Genomic DNA, 16,660 nt, shown 5'->3' with positions numbered 1-16,660 from the left:
ACTAAATAGGGAATATTGTTTCCATGATAAAATCTACAAGGAGGAAATCACATGGCAGCGCTGATATTTTTTGATATTAATGGCACGATTATTAAGAGGGATTCCCGTACAGACATCCCCTACCAAAGGGCGGTAGATCTTTTCCTAGATAAAGATAATGCTATGGAGGGGGTAGACACCTCTGCCCGTTCTGACCAGGACGTATTTATTGAGGTACTGGAGAAATATAATGAAGAATATACAGAAGAAAAGTGGAATGAATTTTTAGAACTGTATCGACAACAGCTGGAGGATTTTAAATCAACAGATGTATGGCGGGAAAATGCAGATGCAGTGGAGTTTATTCAAAAGCTGTCTAAAACCGACCACAAGCTTTCTTTAATCTCTGGGGAACTCAGCATTGGGGCTGAATATAAGCTGGAGAAAATAGGGGTGTGGAAGCATTTCCCTGTGGGGGGTTTTGGTGAAGATGGTCTAAGGAGATTTGATATTGCTGAGACAGCATTGAAAAAAGCAAAGGCCCATTTCAAAGACCAATATGATGAGCTTTATATTATTGGTGATACCCTACTGGATATTAGAACAGCTAGACATCTAGGGGCAAAGGTGATTTCTATTACGACTGGTTCTAATACTAGAAAAGAATTAGAGGAAGAAAATCCTGATTATATTATTGATTGTTTTAAGGAAATTGAAGGGGTTTTTCTGTAGGAAAAGCGAGGGATTTATATGGAGAGATATGTTATATTAAATTTTATTTTGCAAGTGATTAATACATTGTTAATTATTTTTCTATTTTTATTAGGATATAAGCTCTATAAAAAAATAAAATAATTTAGGGTACTAAAGACCCCTACGAGTAATTTGCTTGTCGTAGGGGCTTGGTTTTTAAGTACAAATACGTTTTACTTCCAAGAGCTTTTTATCTTCAAAACTCAACTTGTATATATCGGGCATATCTAAATTTCTCCAAAAATCATAATGATATTGTGGGTCGTAATAGTTCATCATTAATACCATAATGTTGCCATGGGTTCCAATAACGATATTGCCTCCACGATAACTATCCAAAATAGATTCAAGAGACTTTATACCCCTTTCTTGAGCCCCATAGCCTGACTCCCCACCAGAAAGGTGAAAATTAAAATCCTCCCAATACCTTAAGATTACCTCTTCGAAATGATCAACCGAATGATCCGCCAACCTTCGTTCCCTAAAGTCATCCTCTATTAAAATATTTAATCCCAGTTCTTTTGCTATCCCTTCAACAGTTTGAATAGCCCGTTTGTAGGGACTGGATACAACATGGGTTATGTTCTCTTCTGAAAGCAATTGAGTAACTTTTCTAGCATCCTTTAATCCACTTTCCGATAAGGGTCTATTTAACTCATCTGGTGTATAGGTGGAATGGGCGTGTCTAACAAAATAGATATTCGTAATCATTGCATATCGTCTCCTTTATGTCGATTACTTACAAATTATCACTTCACTTTTTGTGCAAGAACGGCATACCAACCAATGTTATCAAAATCCTCTTGAAAATTTCCCGTCTTCATTTCTTCATTTTGAGGCTTAAACCATAGACCATCAACATCAAAGCAACTCTTTACTTCAAATCCATTATCATTTAGCATCTTCTCATAAGCCTCAAACTTCAACGGATAGTAGGTGGGTGCACTCAAGATGGATGTTTTTTCATGCTTCCCCTGTCTATCTGTAGAAGAGACGAAGATAAAATCCACGGATAGATCGTCATGCCAATTCCATATTTGATAAAGACTTACATGCTCCTCAGCCGTCATCACCAATGGGTCCCTTGCACTGAATATTGGTCTTTCCTTCAGAATCTTATCCCAGTTTCTCATGTCCAAGAATAAAAGCCCATCTTTATTGATTTTGGTAGCAATATTCTTAATAAACTCATGCACGTCTTGATTATTCACATGGGGCAAAGAATTTCCCGTTGAAATGATGCAATCGTATGTATTGGGTAATACCTCCCCCAGTTTTCTAAAATCACATGGGAAAAGTTCCACATCATATCCTTCTCTTTTAAAGTTTTCCTTTGCTTTGTTTAGTAGGTTTTCGCTTAAGTCAGAACCTGATACTTGATATCCAAGTCTTGCAAAGGGTATGGTAGTCCCCCCTGCCCCGACAGAGCAATCGTGAATGGTGGTGATGTCATATTCACTGAATACTTTTTTGTAGAACTCTTGAAATTTGTCCTGTTGCTCTTTAGACATATTTTGATTGAATAGTGCTGATGTGTTGTATAAATCCATTTGATTTCCCCCTTTAGTATAATAAATACTTCGGTTTTATATTAAAACAAGCTGTACCATCCATTGCTAATATTTTATTTTCTTAAGCCATTCTTTCTCATTTAATCTCCATGAAAAAGAACCATAGACTGTTCCAATTATTAAACCATATAGGATACCAATTATAAAGTGTACTGCAATAATTATCCAACTGCTGAAATATTGGATTCCATCATCTTTGATTGTGCTAAAGAATACAATAAATATCCCCATAGGGATTCCCCAATATAAAATGCCATGCTGAAGTATATACTTCACCTTTCCTTTTTCACGTATTTTTCTCCATCTATCCAACTGCTTGCAATTCATATCATTAGCTCCTTCTATCTATAGAATAATTTCCCATTTTCCAAAGTGCTTTTAGTAAAATTCTATAAATATTTCCAATTTCCTCTATAATCTATCCTTTTTCATTTGCCCCACATAAAAACACCCTACCGAATAATATCAATAGAGTGTTTTTAAAAAACTTTCATTATTTATCAATGTTTCTTTTTTAGTCCTACGTTACTCTTCCCCATCTTCCTTCTTAGTCTGTCTCGGTGGTCTTGGACCATAGTACTGATAATAGGTACATTCAATACGACCATTGTAGAGTTTTCTTCTTCTGTCTGCTTTTTTTCCATATAGATTTTCAAATTCTGGGTTGGAGGTGATGATGTAGTGGGACCAAGTGTCCATCTTTCCAAAGACCTTGCCCATGTCGCGATAAAGCTTTTCTACCTCTTCCCTTTCCCCAAGACGTTCTCCATAAGGGGGATTACATACAATACATCCATACTCAAAACGGGAGGCTAGTTCCTGTACAGGTAGCTTTTGTACATGTATTTCATCCTCCAACATGGCTTCTTCAATATGATATCTCGCAAGTTTTAAAACTTCACCGTCTGCATCTGAACCATAAATTCTTAAAGGTCTATCCCACTCAGCTAAGTCATGGGTTTCTTTTCTTGCGTCCCTCCAAAATTCCTTTGGAATCACCGGCCATTCCTCCGCCGAGAAAGAACGATTCATTCCTGGAGCGATATTTTTTCCAATCATGGCTGCTTCGATAGGTATTGTTCCCGAGCCACAGAAGGGGTCTATTAAAACCCTGTCAGGATTCCAATAGCTTAACATAATTAGTGCCGCCGCTAGGGTTTCCTTTAGAGGTGCTTTATTTGATAGAGTACGATATCCCCGTTTATGTAGTCCTGCTCCACTGGTGTCGATGGTTAATGTTGCAATATCATTTAATAACGCTACTTCGATACGATATCTTCCCTGAGTCTCTTCAAACCAATCCCTTTTGTATTTTAGCTTCATTTTCTCCACCACTGCTTTTTTAACAATGGCTTGGCAGTCGGGTACACTGGCAAGCTGAGAGCGGATGGATTTTCCATCTACAGGAAATTCCCCATCCTCTGGAATCCAATCTCCCCAAGGTAGGGCTTTTGTCTTTTCAAATAATTCATCAAAGGTTCTAGCTTTGAATTCCCCCACCTTTAATAGGACACGGTCAGCAGTTCTTAACCATAGGTTACTTTTACAAATCCCCATTAAGTCTGCCGTAAAGGTGACTTTTCCGTTATCTACTTGTACGTCCTCATAACCTAAATCTTTGATTTCCCTTGCCACCACTGCTTCCAATCCAAAGGCAGCTGTAGCAATCAATTGTATTTTATCCATACTGTTCCTCCTATTTTTGCAGTTAATTGTTGTTTTGTGTCTTATATTGTAGTATATTTTTCCTTTTTTATCTCCCTTATGTAAGTTATAATGTTTTTATACGTATATTTCCACCTCTATCGTCGTATACATATCTAAATCACTATATTCTAGAATAGAAAGATTGGAGGCTGATTATGAAACAAGATAAAGTTCGACTATTTATATTTACCTTAATTTTATTATTAGCCATTACTGTATATAGTATTTATCAAGAGAATAAGAATAAACATCCTCAGGAATCATCTCTCTCTTCTCCAACTTCCTTCAATAACGGTTCCTGTAACTACAATATATAGAGGTGTCCTTAAGGACACCTTTTTATTGTTTCTTTTTATTCTTACCTTTTAGGCCTCTAGCTTCTTTTTTAATTCCACTAGCAGCTTCTGATTGTATGGCGTTAGCTTGCTTTTCAATCCATTTCCACATAAAGTGACCAAACAGCAGTCCTACCCATCCAAATAGACCTATTGCCTTTAGTGTTTCCCACGTAAATATACCCCTTGCAACTTCTCCCAAAGACCATCCATGGGTTGCAACCAGTATGAAGGCCCTATAAATCAACGCAGTACTCAATCCCCAATTAAAAACCCCATGTACAAATATATATCGTTTTCTTCCTAAGCTATAGGACTTTAAAATATGTTCTTTTCTTTCTTGATCCATAAATATCCTCCTATCGTTAATCTACTATGTTTTATTATATCAGAAGTTTTCTATGGTACAAGAGAAAACAATGAAGGTAGCAGACGAATGTCCTACAGCATAAATACAGTAAATAACAGCGTAAGAGAATATTTTTCATTAATTAAGCAGGAATTTACTACTTTTTTTCTAATATATAATACATCAGCCAAGGAACGGTAGCACAATAGTTTATAACGACTCTGAGTATATATAAACGTAGGGATATTGATATTTACAGTGATGAAAGAAAGATTTTTTCAAAGATTACCTAGAATATAGTATAATGGAGGCTTATTTTAATGGATATCCATGTTAATCAAAACAAGAAAAAGAGATCTTTACCCTTTGTTAAGAATTCCTCTGGGGCAGTCCCCACCGACGTCATTGAAAGAATTATTTACAATCACCTAGTAGACGTCGAGGAACATTATTCTATCAAAAACATTCAAGAGATTTCCATCAATGCTCGAAGAAGCAAAATAGAGATATACTCTACAACAGGGGATGATCTCTTAATTAGACTCAAGGGGGCCCTTACTAACACAGACCCAGATCTTCCTGCAATCAAAGTCGCTTCATTCAAGGATGGTATGCTGACATCTAATCTTCTTCATCTAGAGGGCTTGGGATATGGCCACATCGAAAATCTTAGTTTTAGTCTCTTCATACCCAACAGCTATCAGAAAAAAATCAATCTACAAACTATTTGTAGTCCTGTTAAGATTAAGGAGTTAAATGCAGGAGAACTTTATCTAGAGGGGATCTCTGGTGACCTCCACCTACACCAGCTATTAGCAAAGACTAGCGTTATTAAGTCTGTATCAGGTAAAGTTGAGGTTGAAGAAGCAAAGGGAAGCGTTAAAATAGAAACCATTTCTGGGGATATAAAAATCAACCTGAACAGGGATTTCAAAGACCTTCACATCTCCTCAACAACAGGCAATACTGAAATCAAAGGACATGTTAAGGAGGAAATATCGTTATCCCACCAAACCATCACAGGAAAGTTCAACACTTCTTTCCCGATTGGTTCTTCCACAAACATAGAGTCAAATAAAGCTAAAATAAAACTCCAGTCAATTACAGGAGACTTTATCTTAAACTAAAAAAGGAAGGAGCTATTGGAGATATCCAAGCCCCTTCCTCTTTAGTTCTTTGATAAATCCACCAACACTACTTAAATCTCACCTCAATTTTTTCCCGTAGCTGATAAGTTCCGTCCTTCGCACTATACTCCCCTAATTCTATACTTCCTTGGGGGGTTGTTGGCTCAGGGTAGCCAATTTCTACATCAAAGGTGCCCCAGTTAGGCCCCCCATGATCCGCCTGTAGATTTTCTTCATGGATTAATTTTCCATCTTTATCCAATATCCTTACCACAAAGGCGCCCTCAAAGGCTATAATTTTCCCCTTCATCCTTACAGGGTTATCAATCTTTGAATTTTCTTGTGGGGCTTCCAAACCTGCAAAAATCAACTTGTTTTCTGATTGATACACTTCTCCATCTGTGGTTTTTATCTCATATTGGTCCGCCTGATCGGATTCAATCTTAAAATAAGCTGTTGGGAAAGTAATGGCTTCCGTCACCAATTCATTGGCCCCTGGCTTTTTGATCTCAATTATTATTTGTCGAGGATACTCAACCTCTTCAAAAGCTCTGAGGTGAATACGATACCCCCCTGTAGGCTTTTGCTCTGTTACCACCTTAACATAGGTGGCATCGGGGTGCTGATAAATATAGGCTCCCTTTTCCTGTAGGAATTGACCAAACCAAGCCCTAGCCCCCTCAGAAATATCCTTTTCCTCTACCATTACAATTTTACCTAGCTGATAGTCTTGAATATAGTTCACCAATTCCTGCGACTCTATTAAATATTCCTGTCCATTGGGTCCAATAGCTAACTTGTTACCTCCACCAACATAAGATACACTTATCTGATTACTTTCAAGAATTTCTTGTTGGAGATATAAAACCATACCCAACTGCACTTCTCCTGGTTGGTCTTTATTGACTTCAAAAAACTCAGCATCTTGAATAAGACTAACAATCTCTTGAAGGACCACTTCATCTTCTATCACTTTGCTCTTTTCACCATTTTTTAGCACTTCAACCCCTGTTATATCCCCTTCCTGTAATTTGTCATAGGGATACTCCGCCACTACAGGAGGATTATCTACTGGTGGTGTTGGAGTTGCCTCATTTTTGGGCTGACATCCCAATATATTTACCGATAAAAAAATCCCTAATAGCAAACTCAGTATTTTCTTCATTATATACACCTTCCTTCTATTGGTTTGTAGCAATACGTTTAATAATAAGTATGTATATTATTTATATCCAATCTATACAAATTCATTCAGATTAGACGGTACTAGCTATGATGATCGTAGGATGTAAAATTAAACCTCCAAAGATTTAAACTTAAACTGACTAACATCAAACAATCCCTGATCCGTCAGCTTAATCTCTGGAATTACGGGTAGAGCTAAAAAGGATAGGGTCATAAAAGGATCAATATTTTGATTAACCCCCAACTCTTCGTAGGCTATTCTTAACATCCTATTAAGTTGTTGGTTTACCACCTCCATGTTTTCAAAGGAGATTAGCCCTGCTATTGGCAATGGTAGGCTCTCCAACACCTTACCTTTAGATACAATCGCAATTCCACCTTGATGGTTTGATACTTCCTTGATGGCGGTTAGCATATCCCCGTCATTATCACCAATCACAATGATATTGTGGGAGTCATGGGCAATGGTGGAGGCAATAGCACCGCCCTTTAATTGAAAGTCCTCTACTAACCCTAGCCCTATATTACCTGTGGCATTGTGTCTTTCCACCACCGCCATCTTCAAAATGTCCAAGCTAGGATGGAATTGGAAGCACCCATCCTTTTTCAACACCCTCCTTACCACTGCATCAGTCAATAGACTATGGGGTAGGAGACGGATGACATTAACAATATCGGAATCCAGAGGAATTCTTAGATCCTCCACCGACACAGGTTTAATCCTGACGGTATCAACCACCCTGCTATAGTCAGACTTTACAACATCAAATAAAGGTTTGCTATCTTCCGCCACCAGCTCACCCTTTTTAAACACCTTTTCTACATTGAAGGATTCCAGCCCATCTACTACAATCAAATCAGCATCATATCCTGGTGCAATAGCCCCTAAATTTTTTAGCCCATAGCATTCGGCGGCATTAATTGTAGCCATTTGAATCGCCATGATGGGGTCCATCCCCTCACCGATGGCCAAACGGATATTGTGGTCTATATGTCCATCCCTCAATAAATCCTCTGGATGCTTGTCATCTGTACAGAAAAGACAACGACGAACATTTTCTTTCTTTACTCCTTTGACTAGTTCCTTTAGGTTTCTAGCGGCTGACCCCTCTCGAATCAGGATATACATCCCAGCCCTCAGACGACTTTGCATTTCTTCTACCGTAGAACACTCATGTTCTGTTCTGATCCCAGCCGTTACGTAGGCTGCTAAATCTTTGTCCACCAGCTCCGGTCCATGACCATCGACGATTTTACCCTTTGCCATCTCTAATTTTGCAATGACATCTTCCTCCTTATGGATTACCCCTGGGTAGTTCATCATCTCTCCTAATCCCAGTACCCCATCCTCCCCAATCATTTCCCCCAGCTCTACTGCTGTCAAGACAGCCCCAGAGCTTTCGAAGGAGGTGGAGGGTACACAGGAGGGTAACATCACATAGATATTTAATGGTAGTCCTTTTCTTGCCTCTAATATGTATTTGATTCCCTCTTGTCCACAAACATTGGCGATTTCATGGGGGTCTGCTATGATGGTGGTGGTGCCGTGGGGTACAATAGCCCGTGCAAACTGTGGGGGGGTTACCATTGCTGATTCAATATGTAAATGTCCATCAATTAGACCAGGAGCGACAATCTTGCCGATTACATTAACTTCCTTTTCCCCTTCATACTCGCCAATGGCTACAATTTTACCATTATCAATCGCCACATCTCCTTCGTAAACCTCTCCACTGAAGACATTGATGACTTTACCGCCCTTTAGTACCAACTGAGGTTTTATTCTACCGGCAGCTATGTCTATTCTTCTTTTTATTTCTTCCATTTAAATCCCCCCTTCATATCATCTTCACAATAATCCCTATTATTTATCAGTTATATTTATTTTACCCAATTAAATATGAAAATAAATTATTTATAGCTAAAAATAACCCTAATACAAATGACCTATAATGTCCCTCCAACTTCCTAAGAACAATAGCATTTTGATATCTCTCAAAAGTCTCCACCATCTGTTGAAGAACTGCTGGTTCTTGTAATTCCAACAGGGATACCATTCCATCAACCAAAGCCATTTCCAAACAAGTAGGAGTATAGTTCCCCCTACTTAAATACATGTCAGCTTCAATACCCTCCCCCTCAAGTACCTCCAAGACCCATTTAGTACGGAAGACAATATATTCCATTTTGTTTTTTAGGACAGAACAATCCTCCCCACTGGTATTTAGAAGGTCGTGGAGCTGTTCTGCTTTAAAGTTCCCCCTCTGTATACCCTCAACCAACATCAACCTCCAGTCCTGCAGAAGGTATATATTTAGAAAACCAGGTGCCACTGCTTCTATCCGTAGCTTTAGGGATTGTGTTGTAATTTCTTCCACAGTCAATTTTTCAGCGATTTCAATTGGGGGTCTTTTCAATACCTTACTTAAGGAAAAGGCTACGGTGGAAGTAAAATCCCCATAGCCTTCTTTTTGATTTTTAGTAATGGTAAAATCCGTATACTTAATTCCAAAGGAAACATCGATTTTCTGTGTTAATAATCCATACATCTCTTTTTTAAGTTTTTCCAGTACCATCCTGATCCTCCACCTAACTACATCACACTGATTTCCAGCGTGTTTTTTGTCTCCGTCAAGCCAGAAATCACTACATCATAGACGATCTCTATCTTACCTTTTTGATTTTGTCGTGATAGATTCACCTTTAGGGTGCTAGTCTTTACATCCATTCTAAAGTTTCCAAACATGGTTTTGTATTGGCTGGTGAAGTGTTTACCTTCTTCAAATACAAGTTGGGAATCCATTCCTCCATATCTTTTCATGGATACTTTATGATCCCCTTCAATTTTAAGGGTGGTGGTTGCCCCCTCCATACCTGAAATCTCCGTCTCTTCGTATACGATATACATATGGTTGTTCTTTTCGTAGACTTTCCCCTCTGTAGTGAGTTCTATTGTATTTTTTTCTCCTTTTAGGTCCGTTTGAGTCCCCAGCACCTTAATCATTCGCTTTTCCATCTTCCCTCAACCTTTACATTTTTTATTGTTATTTTCTATCCTCATATCGCTCCATTGCCAATTCAATTAAACGACTAATCAATTCTTTATAGGGCAATCCTGTGACTTCCCACATTTTAGGATACATGCTAATTTTAGTAAATCCTGGCATTGTATTAACCTCATTTACTAAGATTCGATTTGTTTCCTTCTCCACAAAAAAATCCACCCTTGCCAGTCCTGTACAATCCAATAGGCCATATACTTCGATTGCCATTTCCCTAATTGTATTTATCATTTCCTCTGAAATCTCAGCAGGAATCACAAATTGACTAGTTCCATCAAAGTATTTGTCTCGATAATCGTAAAATTCATGGGAAGGAATAATTTCTGCTGGAAGAGAAGCGATTGGTTCATCATTTCCTAGTACTGCACATTCAATCTCTCGACAATTTATAAATTCTTCAACGACGATTCGTCTATCATACTTTGCCGCCTCTTCAATTGCCACCATCAATTGCCCTCGATCCTTTGCTTTTGAGATTCCAACAGAGGAGCCTAGATTTGCAGGCTTCACAAACACAGGATATCCAAAGGCCTCTTCCACTTCCTGCAGCACCCGGTCTGGTTCAGTAAAGTATCTTTTCCTATTAAGTAATACATACTTTGCTTGGGGAATTGCATCTGCTTCGAATAATTTCTTAGCCATTCCTTTATCCATCGCCACTGCAGAAGCCAACACACCTGCCCCCACATATGGAAGGTCCATCATCTCCATCAAGCCCTGTAGTGTTCCATCCTCCCCAAAGGGGCCATGGAGCACAGGGAATACGACATCGATTTCTTCAACACTTCCATTTGGAGTTTGAATAAACCCTCCCCCTTTTTCAGTGGGGAGCAATGAAATCTTAGGGGTTTCTTTCATATTTTCTGCTAGAAGGTTAGACTCCCCCTCCCAACTACCAGATTCTATCTCATCTATGGTACAGTTACACAATTTCCATGTTCCATCCTTTGTAATACCTACGGGAATTGGATTATATTTCTCTTGATCGATGGCCCGCAGAATTGAAGCTGCTGACATTAAGGAAACATCATGCTCTCCAGATTTCCCTCCGAAAACCACCAAAACATTTAGCTTCTTCATCTTCTCACCTACTTTCATTAATACTATTAATATTCTACTCCTGTTGATAGTATTATTCAACTTTTATCCACAACTATTATTTATTTCCTTGTAATTAATTTTAATTTCTCCCCTTGATTTACCATTTATATCCTTTTGAACTAATAACACCTACTGCCAACTGGGCAAATTTAACTTTTAAAAAATATTTAAGTAGAGTAAAAATGCCCCCCAGCATATTAGCTATATGATGGGGGGCAATCTATTTAAAGGGGTCGAAAATAAGCATTATTAAAAAATTGATGCCATTTTGTTGATATGATTTTTAGAATACTTGATGAAATCAAATATTTTTGATCTCAATTGTAGAGGAATCTCCTCCTGCTGTTCTACTTCTGCATAGATTAATTGATACTCTTCCTCCGATAGGGCACCCTTCAACTTCTGCTTGGTCCCCTCATCCACCAATCCACTCTTCACGTCTATAAAGCAAAGGGGTGGGAACATTACACACCACCAGTTTTGCCCCTCTGCTTCTCCGATTAAAATCCTCAATGCTTCATATTTTCCAGCAGGAAACACCATATTACCATACCGTCTTGTTGGGAAAACATGTTCCTTCAATACAACCTTTACTGGATAGTCAGAACCATTCAGTTGTAATTCCTCTAATGCGATTTCTTGTATTCTATCTATATTCTCAATAATTAAATTTCTACTTTCTTCGATACTGGCAACATCCTCTAGAATCTCAGCCATATCCTTCATGATACGGTCCCTTACCTTTAGCTTTAAGGCTTGATCCACTGGAGAATCACTATTTGCTAATACATGAAAACGTATCAAGTTATTCTCCTGTTGAGCTTGAAGGGTTAAATCCTCCCCTGAGCTAAAGATACTTAAACTTCCTAGAGTGATCACTGCCACCAAAACCATCATTAGTAATTTTCTATACATTTTTTTTCCCCCTCAATCTCCAGTTCATTCTTATATTCTCATTATGTACAAGCAGGGGAAAAAATATACAATTCATATAACATTTTCTTTAATGATAAAAATGTAATTTTATGGTATTTATATTGCCTTATTTAGTTAATCCGACTCTTCTGATTTTCGCATCCACCACGACTTCTACTTCTACCGTAGGGAAGATTTCCACCCAATCCTTACCTACTTGAGCCCAAAGGTCTGGATTATGTCTTTTAATGTAGGTGTCAAACCCTAGGACGTCGGTCTCTAGGTCTTTTTGAAGCTTTTCCACCGTATGCATCACAATACCCTGTAGCTTCTTCTCAACTTCCTGTTCTAATTTTTCTAACAGGGCTGGATCTAGCACATCTTCTTCTGGGTCAAAGAAATACTGCACAATATCTCCCTCTGCTTCAATTTCGATAAGCATTTTTATTTCCTTATCCTTCTGCTGTATAGTATAAACCGTTTTAATTTCAGTGACTTGGTAGGGAATATTAATACCGTCTGCATTAATGGTTACTACAAAAATGTCCGTCTCATTTTTTAAAATCATTAACCCCATGGATTCTAGTTCTCCTATCCAGCCCACAAACTCATAGTTTTTGATAATGGCTGCTCCCCCCAGCTTTAGTTCCTCCTCAGCACCGGTTAATCGGGGGATGGCCGCATTACTATTGTCATGAAGGGAGATAAACAACTGGTCTAAATCTGCTACAGGCGCACGATTGGTACGGTCTTCCCCCATAAATAAATCTGTTATAAACTGTCCAGAGATGGATTCTTGCTTTGGTTCAACATTTAGTACCTCCTTAGCTTCTCCTACTGCAATTGCAAGGTTTACCTTTCTACTGATGAGGGGGTCCTTCTCTAAGGCATCCAACACTTCACGGAACATTTGGGGGGTCTTGACCACTTCTTCCCCCAGCACCACTGATTTGAGATGTCCTAGAAATAATTGATTATCAACTCTAGCCTTCATTTGTCTTTCATTAATGTAGATGTTTTCGCCAACACTACTCATGATGATATTTTCTACAGTGGGTTCTCCCCCCGCCAACATCTGCTTTGGAAATGCATAGGTCATCCGATAGTGGGGGGCGTGCTCCCCTAGCACCTTCTCCAACGCCTTATGCTCTCGATCCTCTTTGGGTTGCTCTGAAGGAGGTATATGGTCTATTCCAAGGGCCAACACAAAGGCCCGGTCATTTATTTCCGTTTTGTCCCAGCAGGCGGTCAAAAACATGGATAAGGTTATGATCAAAGTAAGCATCATACATTTTACTTTCCTCCTATGCATTTGGCTCACCTTCCTTCTTGTTTTTCTTCTTGAATGTCATTACGATTAGAATCAAGCCCGGTATCCCCAGTGTGACAATAGGAGCTGTATAGGTAACAAATTTGTCTAGATAGGCATATGACTCTGCTAAACTGGCTCCCCAAAGGGCAACAAAGTATAAGGGTGGTAGTAGGGGTAGAGCAAAACATTTATTGTCCTTTACACTGAACAAATCCTGCAACAAAATAACCTTTACCAATAATATGGGGGCAATGGACATAAATACAATCAATACCCATATTCCCATCACTACCCCCTCTACATTTTCTATAAAAAGACCGGGAAAGTCTATGGTTTTAAATAAACTAATAGTCGGCCATATTAGGTGAGTAGTTTGTGGCACGCCAAATTTTACAATTACTGACAAGTTTAGTACTAGATACAAGGCTCCTATGAAAAGAATTGCTCTAGTGGCTGACTTTGCTATTTTCTGAGGTTTATTAACATACAAACCAAAAATCAATAGCACATCAAACCCTAAAAAACTAAACAAAATAGTAGGCATCTCCTTTAATATATTAGGTATGGGTGTCTTTAATATCGGGTAGAGATTTCCTAAGTCTCCCCCCTCAAGGGATAATAAAAATAAAATTAGCGATGGAACAAGAACAATGGGGATTAATAACTCTGCCAGTCTTCCCAAGGTCTCAATTCCTTGTCTAGCTAAATATGCCCCCAATAGTAATAAACTAAATATAATAATCTCTATAGGGGTCCGTAGTAATAAAAAAAGCTTTACAACCTCTGCGAATAATCTTACTAAAAAACCATTTAAGATTATAAAATAAACCACCAGTAGGGCAACTACGATATATGCCACCGGCTTGGAAAGGCAAGTGGATATAATCTCCATGTACCCTTTGTTGGGGAAGGATTTAACGATGTGACTATGGATTAACACCACAGCAGCACTGAGGAGGGTTCCTAAAAGAATGAGGAGCCATCCATCTGATCCAACATTCTCTGCTAAGGCTCTAGGCAGAGTCAATATTCCAGTCCCAACAACCGTCAACAGAATGATACTCCCCAGCTGGGGGGCAGAAACTTTATTATTGTTAAAGTTCATTTATTTCTCCTCCTTATCACCGAAATTTTCTCTTCTACGATCATCCATACGATTTCTATTGTTTGGATTTACGTGGGCATTTCTATTATTCATAGAAAGGAGGGGGGCCCTCACAAAGGTATCTCCTATATCCCCTGACTCTTCAATAAAGGTAACAAAGGGTGATAAATAAGGAACACCAAAGCTCTTTAAGCTTGCTAAGTGAATTAAAACCAACAGGAGCGACAGCATGATGCCATACAGACCTAAAGCACCTGCTGCAAATATAAACAAAAATCTTAGTAATCTAAAACCTATTGCTAGGTTATATCTAGGAATAGCAAAAGAAGAAATTGCCGTTACCGCCACCACGATTACCATCAATGGAGCAACTAAACCTGCCTCAACTGCCGCCTGTCCGATTACAAGACCTCCAACGATACCAATGGTGGCCCCAATAGGACCTGGAAGCCTAACCCCTGCCTCCCTTAGAATCTCTATAGTGGTCTCCATAATCAAAGCCTCTACTATAGCAGGGAAGGGCACACCCTCCCGATTTACTGCCAGCGCCAAAGTTAATTGAGTAGGCATCATCTGGGGATGAAAGGAGGTAAAAGCAACATACAAAGAGGGTAGAAGCAAAGACAAAGTGGCTGCAAAATACCTTAACAGTCTTACAGCTGTTGCAATACTCCACCTCTCATAATAGTCCTCCGCCGACTGCATCATGGCATTAATGGTACCTGGTACAATTAGAACAAAGGGGCTGTTATCCACTACAATTGCCACCCTACCTTCATATAGGGCGGCTGTCACCACGTCGGGTCTTTCAGTATTTTGAATCTGAGGAAAGGGAGATGTCCAATCATCCTCTATAAATTGCTCTACATAACCACTGTCTAATATTATGTCTATATCAATGGTATCTAATCTTCTCTTTACTTCCTTGAGGACCCCCTCATTCACCACATCTTCTATGTACATAATTGCAACGTCGGTTTTGGACCTAGCCCCCAGTTGCATCTGTTTTACCTTTAGTTTTGTATCTCTTATTCTTCTACGAATCAGGGCTGTATTAAATCGAAAGACCTCCGTAAATCCATCCCTTGGTCCACGGATAACTGCCTCTGTCACAGGCTCCGATACTCCCCTTGCAGGGAACCCCTTGGAGCCAACAGTAAAGATTTTTTCGCAGTTGTCTAGAAGTATTATTGTATCTCCACTTAAGGCAAATTTAACAGCATCCTCCATGGTCTCCTGCTCACTGACCTCCGTCACAGCAAAAGTATGGTCCTTCATATGCTGACTTAACTGCTGTTTGAGTTCTTCAGCAGTGGGCTCTACGATTCTTGTGGCCACCATAGATGTGCTCAGTATAAAATTATTAATCAGAATTTTATCCGCCATCCCGTCCACATAGACAAGGGCAGCCTTATAATCCTGATCCACACCTATTTCAAATTCCCGATAGACAATATCATCACAATCCTTTAGCATTGCCTTTATTGTCTCGAGGTTTTTATCTAGCTTTTTATCGGGCATGGTCTTACCAGCCTTTGCTTCTTTTTTCTTTTCTCCAAATATCTTTTTCCAAAGTCCCATGGTACCCTCTCCTCTACAACAATATCCTTAGTGCAATATAGCTTAATAGTCCCCCGAAAATATAAAACAGGCTTATTCCTCTAGCTAGTTTCACTTCCTTCATAAGTTTCCGCCTCTTCAACTTTGGCACATCCGCCAGCAATGTGATAATACCAATAGACACAATGACAAATAAAATAAAGCTATTAAACAAGCCATCTAGTCTCTCTAAGTACATTTGCATTTCTTCACCTGCTTTTCTAATTATTTCTATATAATCTTCACACTTCTATATTTTTACACTTTAAGAATTTTATATACAATAAATCAAAAATCTGTAGGATTGCACAAAATAAAGAAAACCTATAGGATCAAGTATAGTACTTGTCCTATAGGTTTTCTTTATTATTTTAAATTAAAATTTTGCATTATAGTTAAACGTTTAGTCTCTCAAGCGTAGGTTACTTCTTAAAATACTTGTTTAAATATAGGGTAGAGTCAAAGAATCGAGTAGGCTGGAACCTTGCAATTCCAACCCCTCACAGAACCGGACTTGCCCTATTAAGGCATCCGGCTCTTCACTTCACCATTTACATAAC

The 16,660-nt window shown here is 38.8% G+C and carries 18 protein-coding genes; 3 read left to right on the top strand and 15 right to left on the bottom strand.

Annotated elements, in window-relative coordinates:
* Positions 1–51 precede the first annotated feature (51 nt).
* Positions 52–711 (top strand): HAD family hydrolase, encoded by a 660-nt coding sequence (locus JOC73_RS12460; RefSeq protein WP_204403741.1) that lies wholly within the window; start codon positions 52–54, stop codon positions 709–711.
* A 177-nt stretch (positions 712–888) separates the two neighbouring features.
* On the opposite strand, the gene JOC73_RS12455 is transcribed toward JOC73_RS12460, so the two are convergent.
* The 4 genes from JOC73_RS12455 to JOC73_RS12440 form a co-directional block, all read right to left on the bottom strand.
* Entirely contained in the window at positions 889–1,443 is a 555-nt protein-coding gene (locus JOC73_RS12455; RefSeq protein ID WP_204403739.1) for a histidine phosphatase family protein, read from the bottom strand.
* A gap of 38 nt (positions 1,444–1,481) precedes the next feature.
* A complete protein-coding gene (locus JOC73_RS12450; protein WP_204403737.1) occupies positions 1,482–2,282 on the bottom strand; it encodes a class I SAM-dependent methyltransferase in 801 nt (266 codons plus the stop codon).
* 66 nt (positions 2,283–2,348) lie between these two features.
* Entirely contained in the window at positions 2,349–2,630 is a 282-nt protein-coding gene (locus tag JOC73_RS12445; RefSeq protein ID WP_204403734.1) for a hypothetical protein, read from the bottom strand.
* A 198-nt stretch (positions 2,631–2,828) separates the two neighbouring features.
* Positions 2,829–3,989 (bottom strand): THUMP domain-containing class I SAM-dependent RNA methyltransferase, encoded by a 1,161-nt coding sequence (locus JOC73_RS12440; protein ID WP_204403732.1) that lies wholly within the window; start codon positions 3,987–3,989, stop codon positions 2,829–2,831.
* Positions 3,990–4,165: 176 nt separating this feature from the next.
* On the opposite strand from JOC73_RS12440, the gene JOC73_RS12435 reads away from it, so the two are divergent.
* Positions 4,166–4,327: a hypothetical protein gene (locus JOC73_RS12435; protein ID WP_204403730.1), complete on the top strand. Its 162-nt coding sequence runs from the start codon at positions 4,166–4,168 to the stop codon at positions 4,325–4,327.
* A 22-nt stretch (positions 4,328–4,349) separates the two neighbouring features.
* Here JOC73_RS12435 and JOC73_RS12430 read toward each other — a convergent pair whose 3' ends face one another.
* Complete coding sequence (locus JOC73_RS12430) at positions 4,350–4,694, bottom strand: hypothetical protein (protein WP_204403728.1); 345 nt, start codon at positions 4,692–4,694, stop codon at positions 4,350–4,352.
* A 320-nt stretch (positions 4,695–5,014) separates the two neighbouring features.
* Between JOC73_RS12430 and JOC73_RS12425 the strand changes: the two genes are divergently transcribed.
* A complete protein-coding gene (locus JOC73_RS12425; RefSeq protein ID WP_204403726.1) occupies positions 5,015–5,821 on the top strand; it encodes a DUF4097 family beta strand repeat-containing protein in 807 nt (268 codons plus the stop codon).
* A 67-nt stretch (positions 5,822–5,888) separates the two neighbouring features.
* On the opposite strand, the gene JOC73_RS12420 is transcribed toward JOC73_RS12425, so the two are convergent.
* From JOC73_RS12420 to JOC73_RS12375, 10 genes are all read right to left on the bottom strand, one after another.
* Positions 5,889–6,986 (bottom strand): Gmad2 immunoglobulin-like domain-containing protein, encoded by a 1,098-nt coding sequence (locus JOC73_RS12420; protein WP_204403724.1) that lies wholly within the window; start codon positions 6,984–6,986, stop codon positions 5,889–5,891.
* Positions 6,987–7,115: 129 nt separating this feature from the next.
* Positions 7,116–8,831, bottom strand: a complete 1,716-nt coding sequence (gene ade, locus JOC73_RS12415; RefSeq protein ID WP_204403722.1) for an adenine deaminase — start codon at positions 8,829–8,831, stop codon at positions 7,116–7,118.
* Positions 8,832–8,892: 61 nt separating this feature from the next.
* Positions 8,893–9,582, bottom strand: coding sequence for a hypothetical protein (locus JOC73_RS12410; RefSeq protein WP_204403720.1), 690 nt, complete (start codon positions 9,580–9,582; stop codon positions 8,893–8,895).
* Positions 9,583–9,599: 17 nt separating this feature from the next.
* Positions 9,600–10,022, bottom strand: coding sequence for a DUF1934 domain-containing protein (locus JOC73_RS12405; protein ID WP_204403718.1), 423 nt, complete (start codon positions 10,020–10,022; stop codon positions 9,600–9,602).
* A 28-nt stretch (positions 10,023–10,050) separates the two neighbouring features.
* Positions 10,051–11,148, bottom strand: a complete 1,098-nt coding sequence (locus JOC73_RS12400; RefSeq protein WP_204403716.1) for a D-alanine--D-alanine ligase — start codon at positions 11,146–11,148, stop codon at positions 10,051–10,053.
* 270 nt (positions 11,149–11,418) lie between these two features.
* Positions 11,419–12,084: a stage II sporulation protein R gene (spoIIR, locus tag JOC73_RS12395; protein ID WP_204403714.1), complete on the bottom strand. Its 666-nt coding sequence runs from the start codon at positions 12,082–12,084 to the stop codon at positions 11,419–11,421.
* A 127-nt stretch (positions 12,085–12,211) separates the two neighbouring features.
* On the bottom strand, positions 12,212–13,372 hold the full coding sequence (locus tag JOC73_RS12390; RefSeq protein WP_204403712.1) for a Ger(x)C family spore germination protein: 1,161 nt from the start codon (positions 13,370–13,372) through the stop codon (positions 12,212–12,214).
* A gap of 16 nt (positions 13,373–13,388) precedes the next feature.
* Entirely contained in the window at positions 13,389–14,501 is a 1,113-nt protein-coding gene (locus tag JOC73_RS12385) for a GerAB/ArcD/ProY family transporter (protein ID WP_204403710.1), read from the bottom strand.
* Positions 14,502–16,082: a spore germination protein gene (locus JOC73_RS12380; protein WP_204403708.1), complete on the bottom strand. Its 1,581-nt coding sequence runs from the start codon at positions 16,080–16,082 to the stop codon at positions 14,502–14,504.
* 13 nt (positions 16,083–16,095) lie between these two features.
* Positions 16,096–16,305: a CLC_0170 family protein gene (locus JOC73_RS12375; RefSeq protein WP_204403706.1), complete on the bottom strand. Its 210-nt coding sequence runs from the start codon at positions 16,303–16,305 to the stop codon at positions 16,096–16,098.
* Between the last annotated feature and the right edge of the window lie 355 nt (positions 16,306–16,660).

The organism is Alkaliphilus hydrothermalis (genome assembly GCF_016908555.1).
Classification (GTDB): Bacteria; Bacillota; Clostridia; order Peptostreptococcales; family Natronincolaceae; genus Alkaliphilus; species Alkaliphilus hydrothermalis.
The sequence above is the reverse complement of the archived record's forward strand: the minus strand, read 5'-3'. Positions and strand labels throughout refer to the sequence as shown.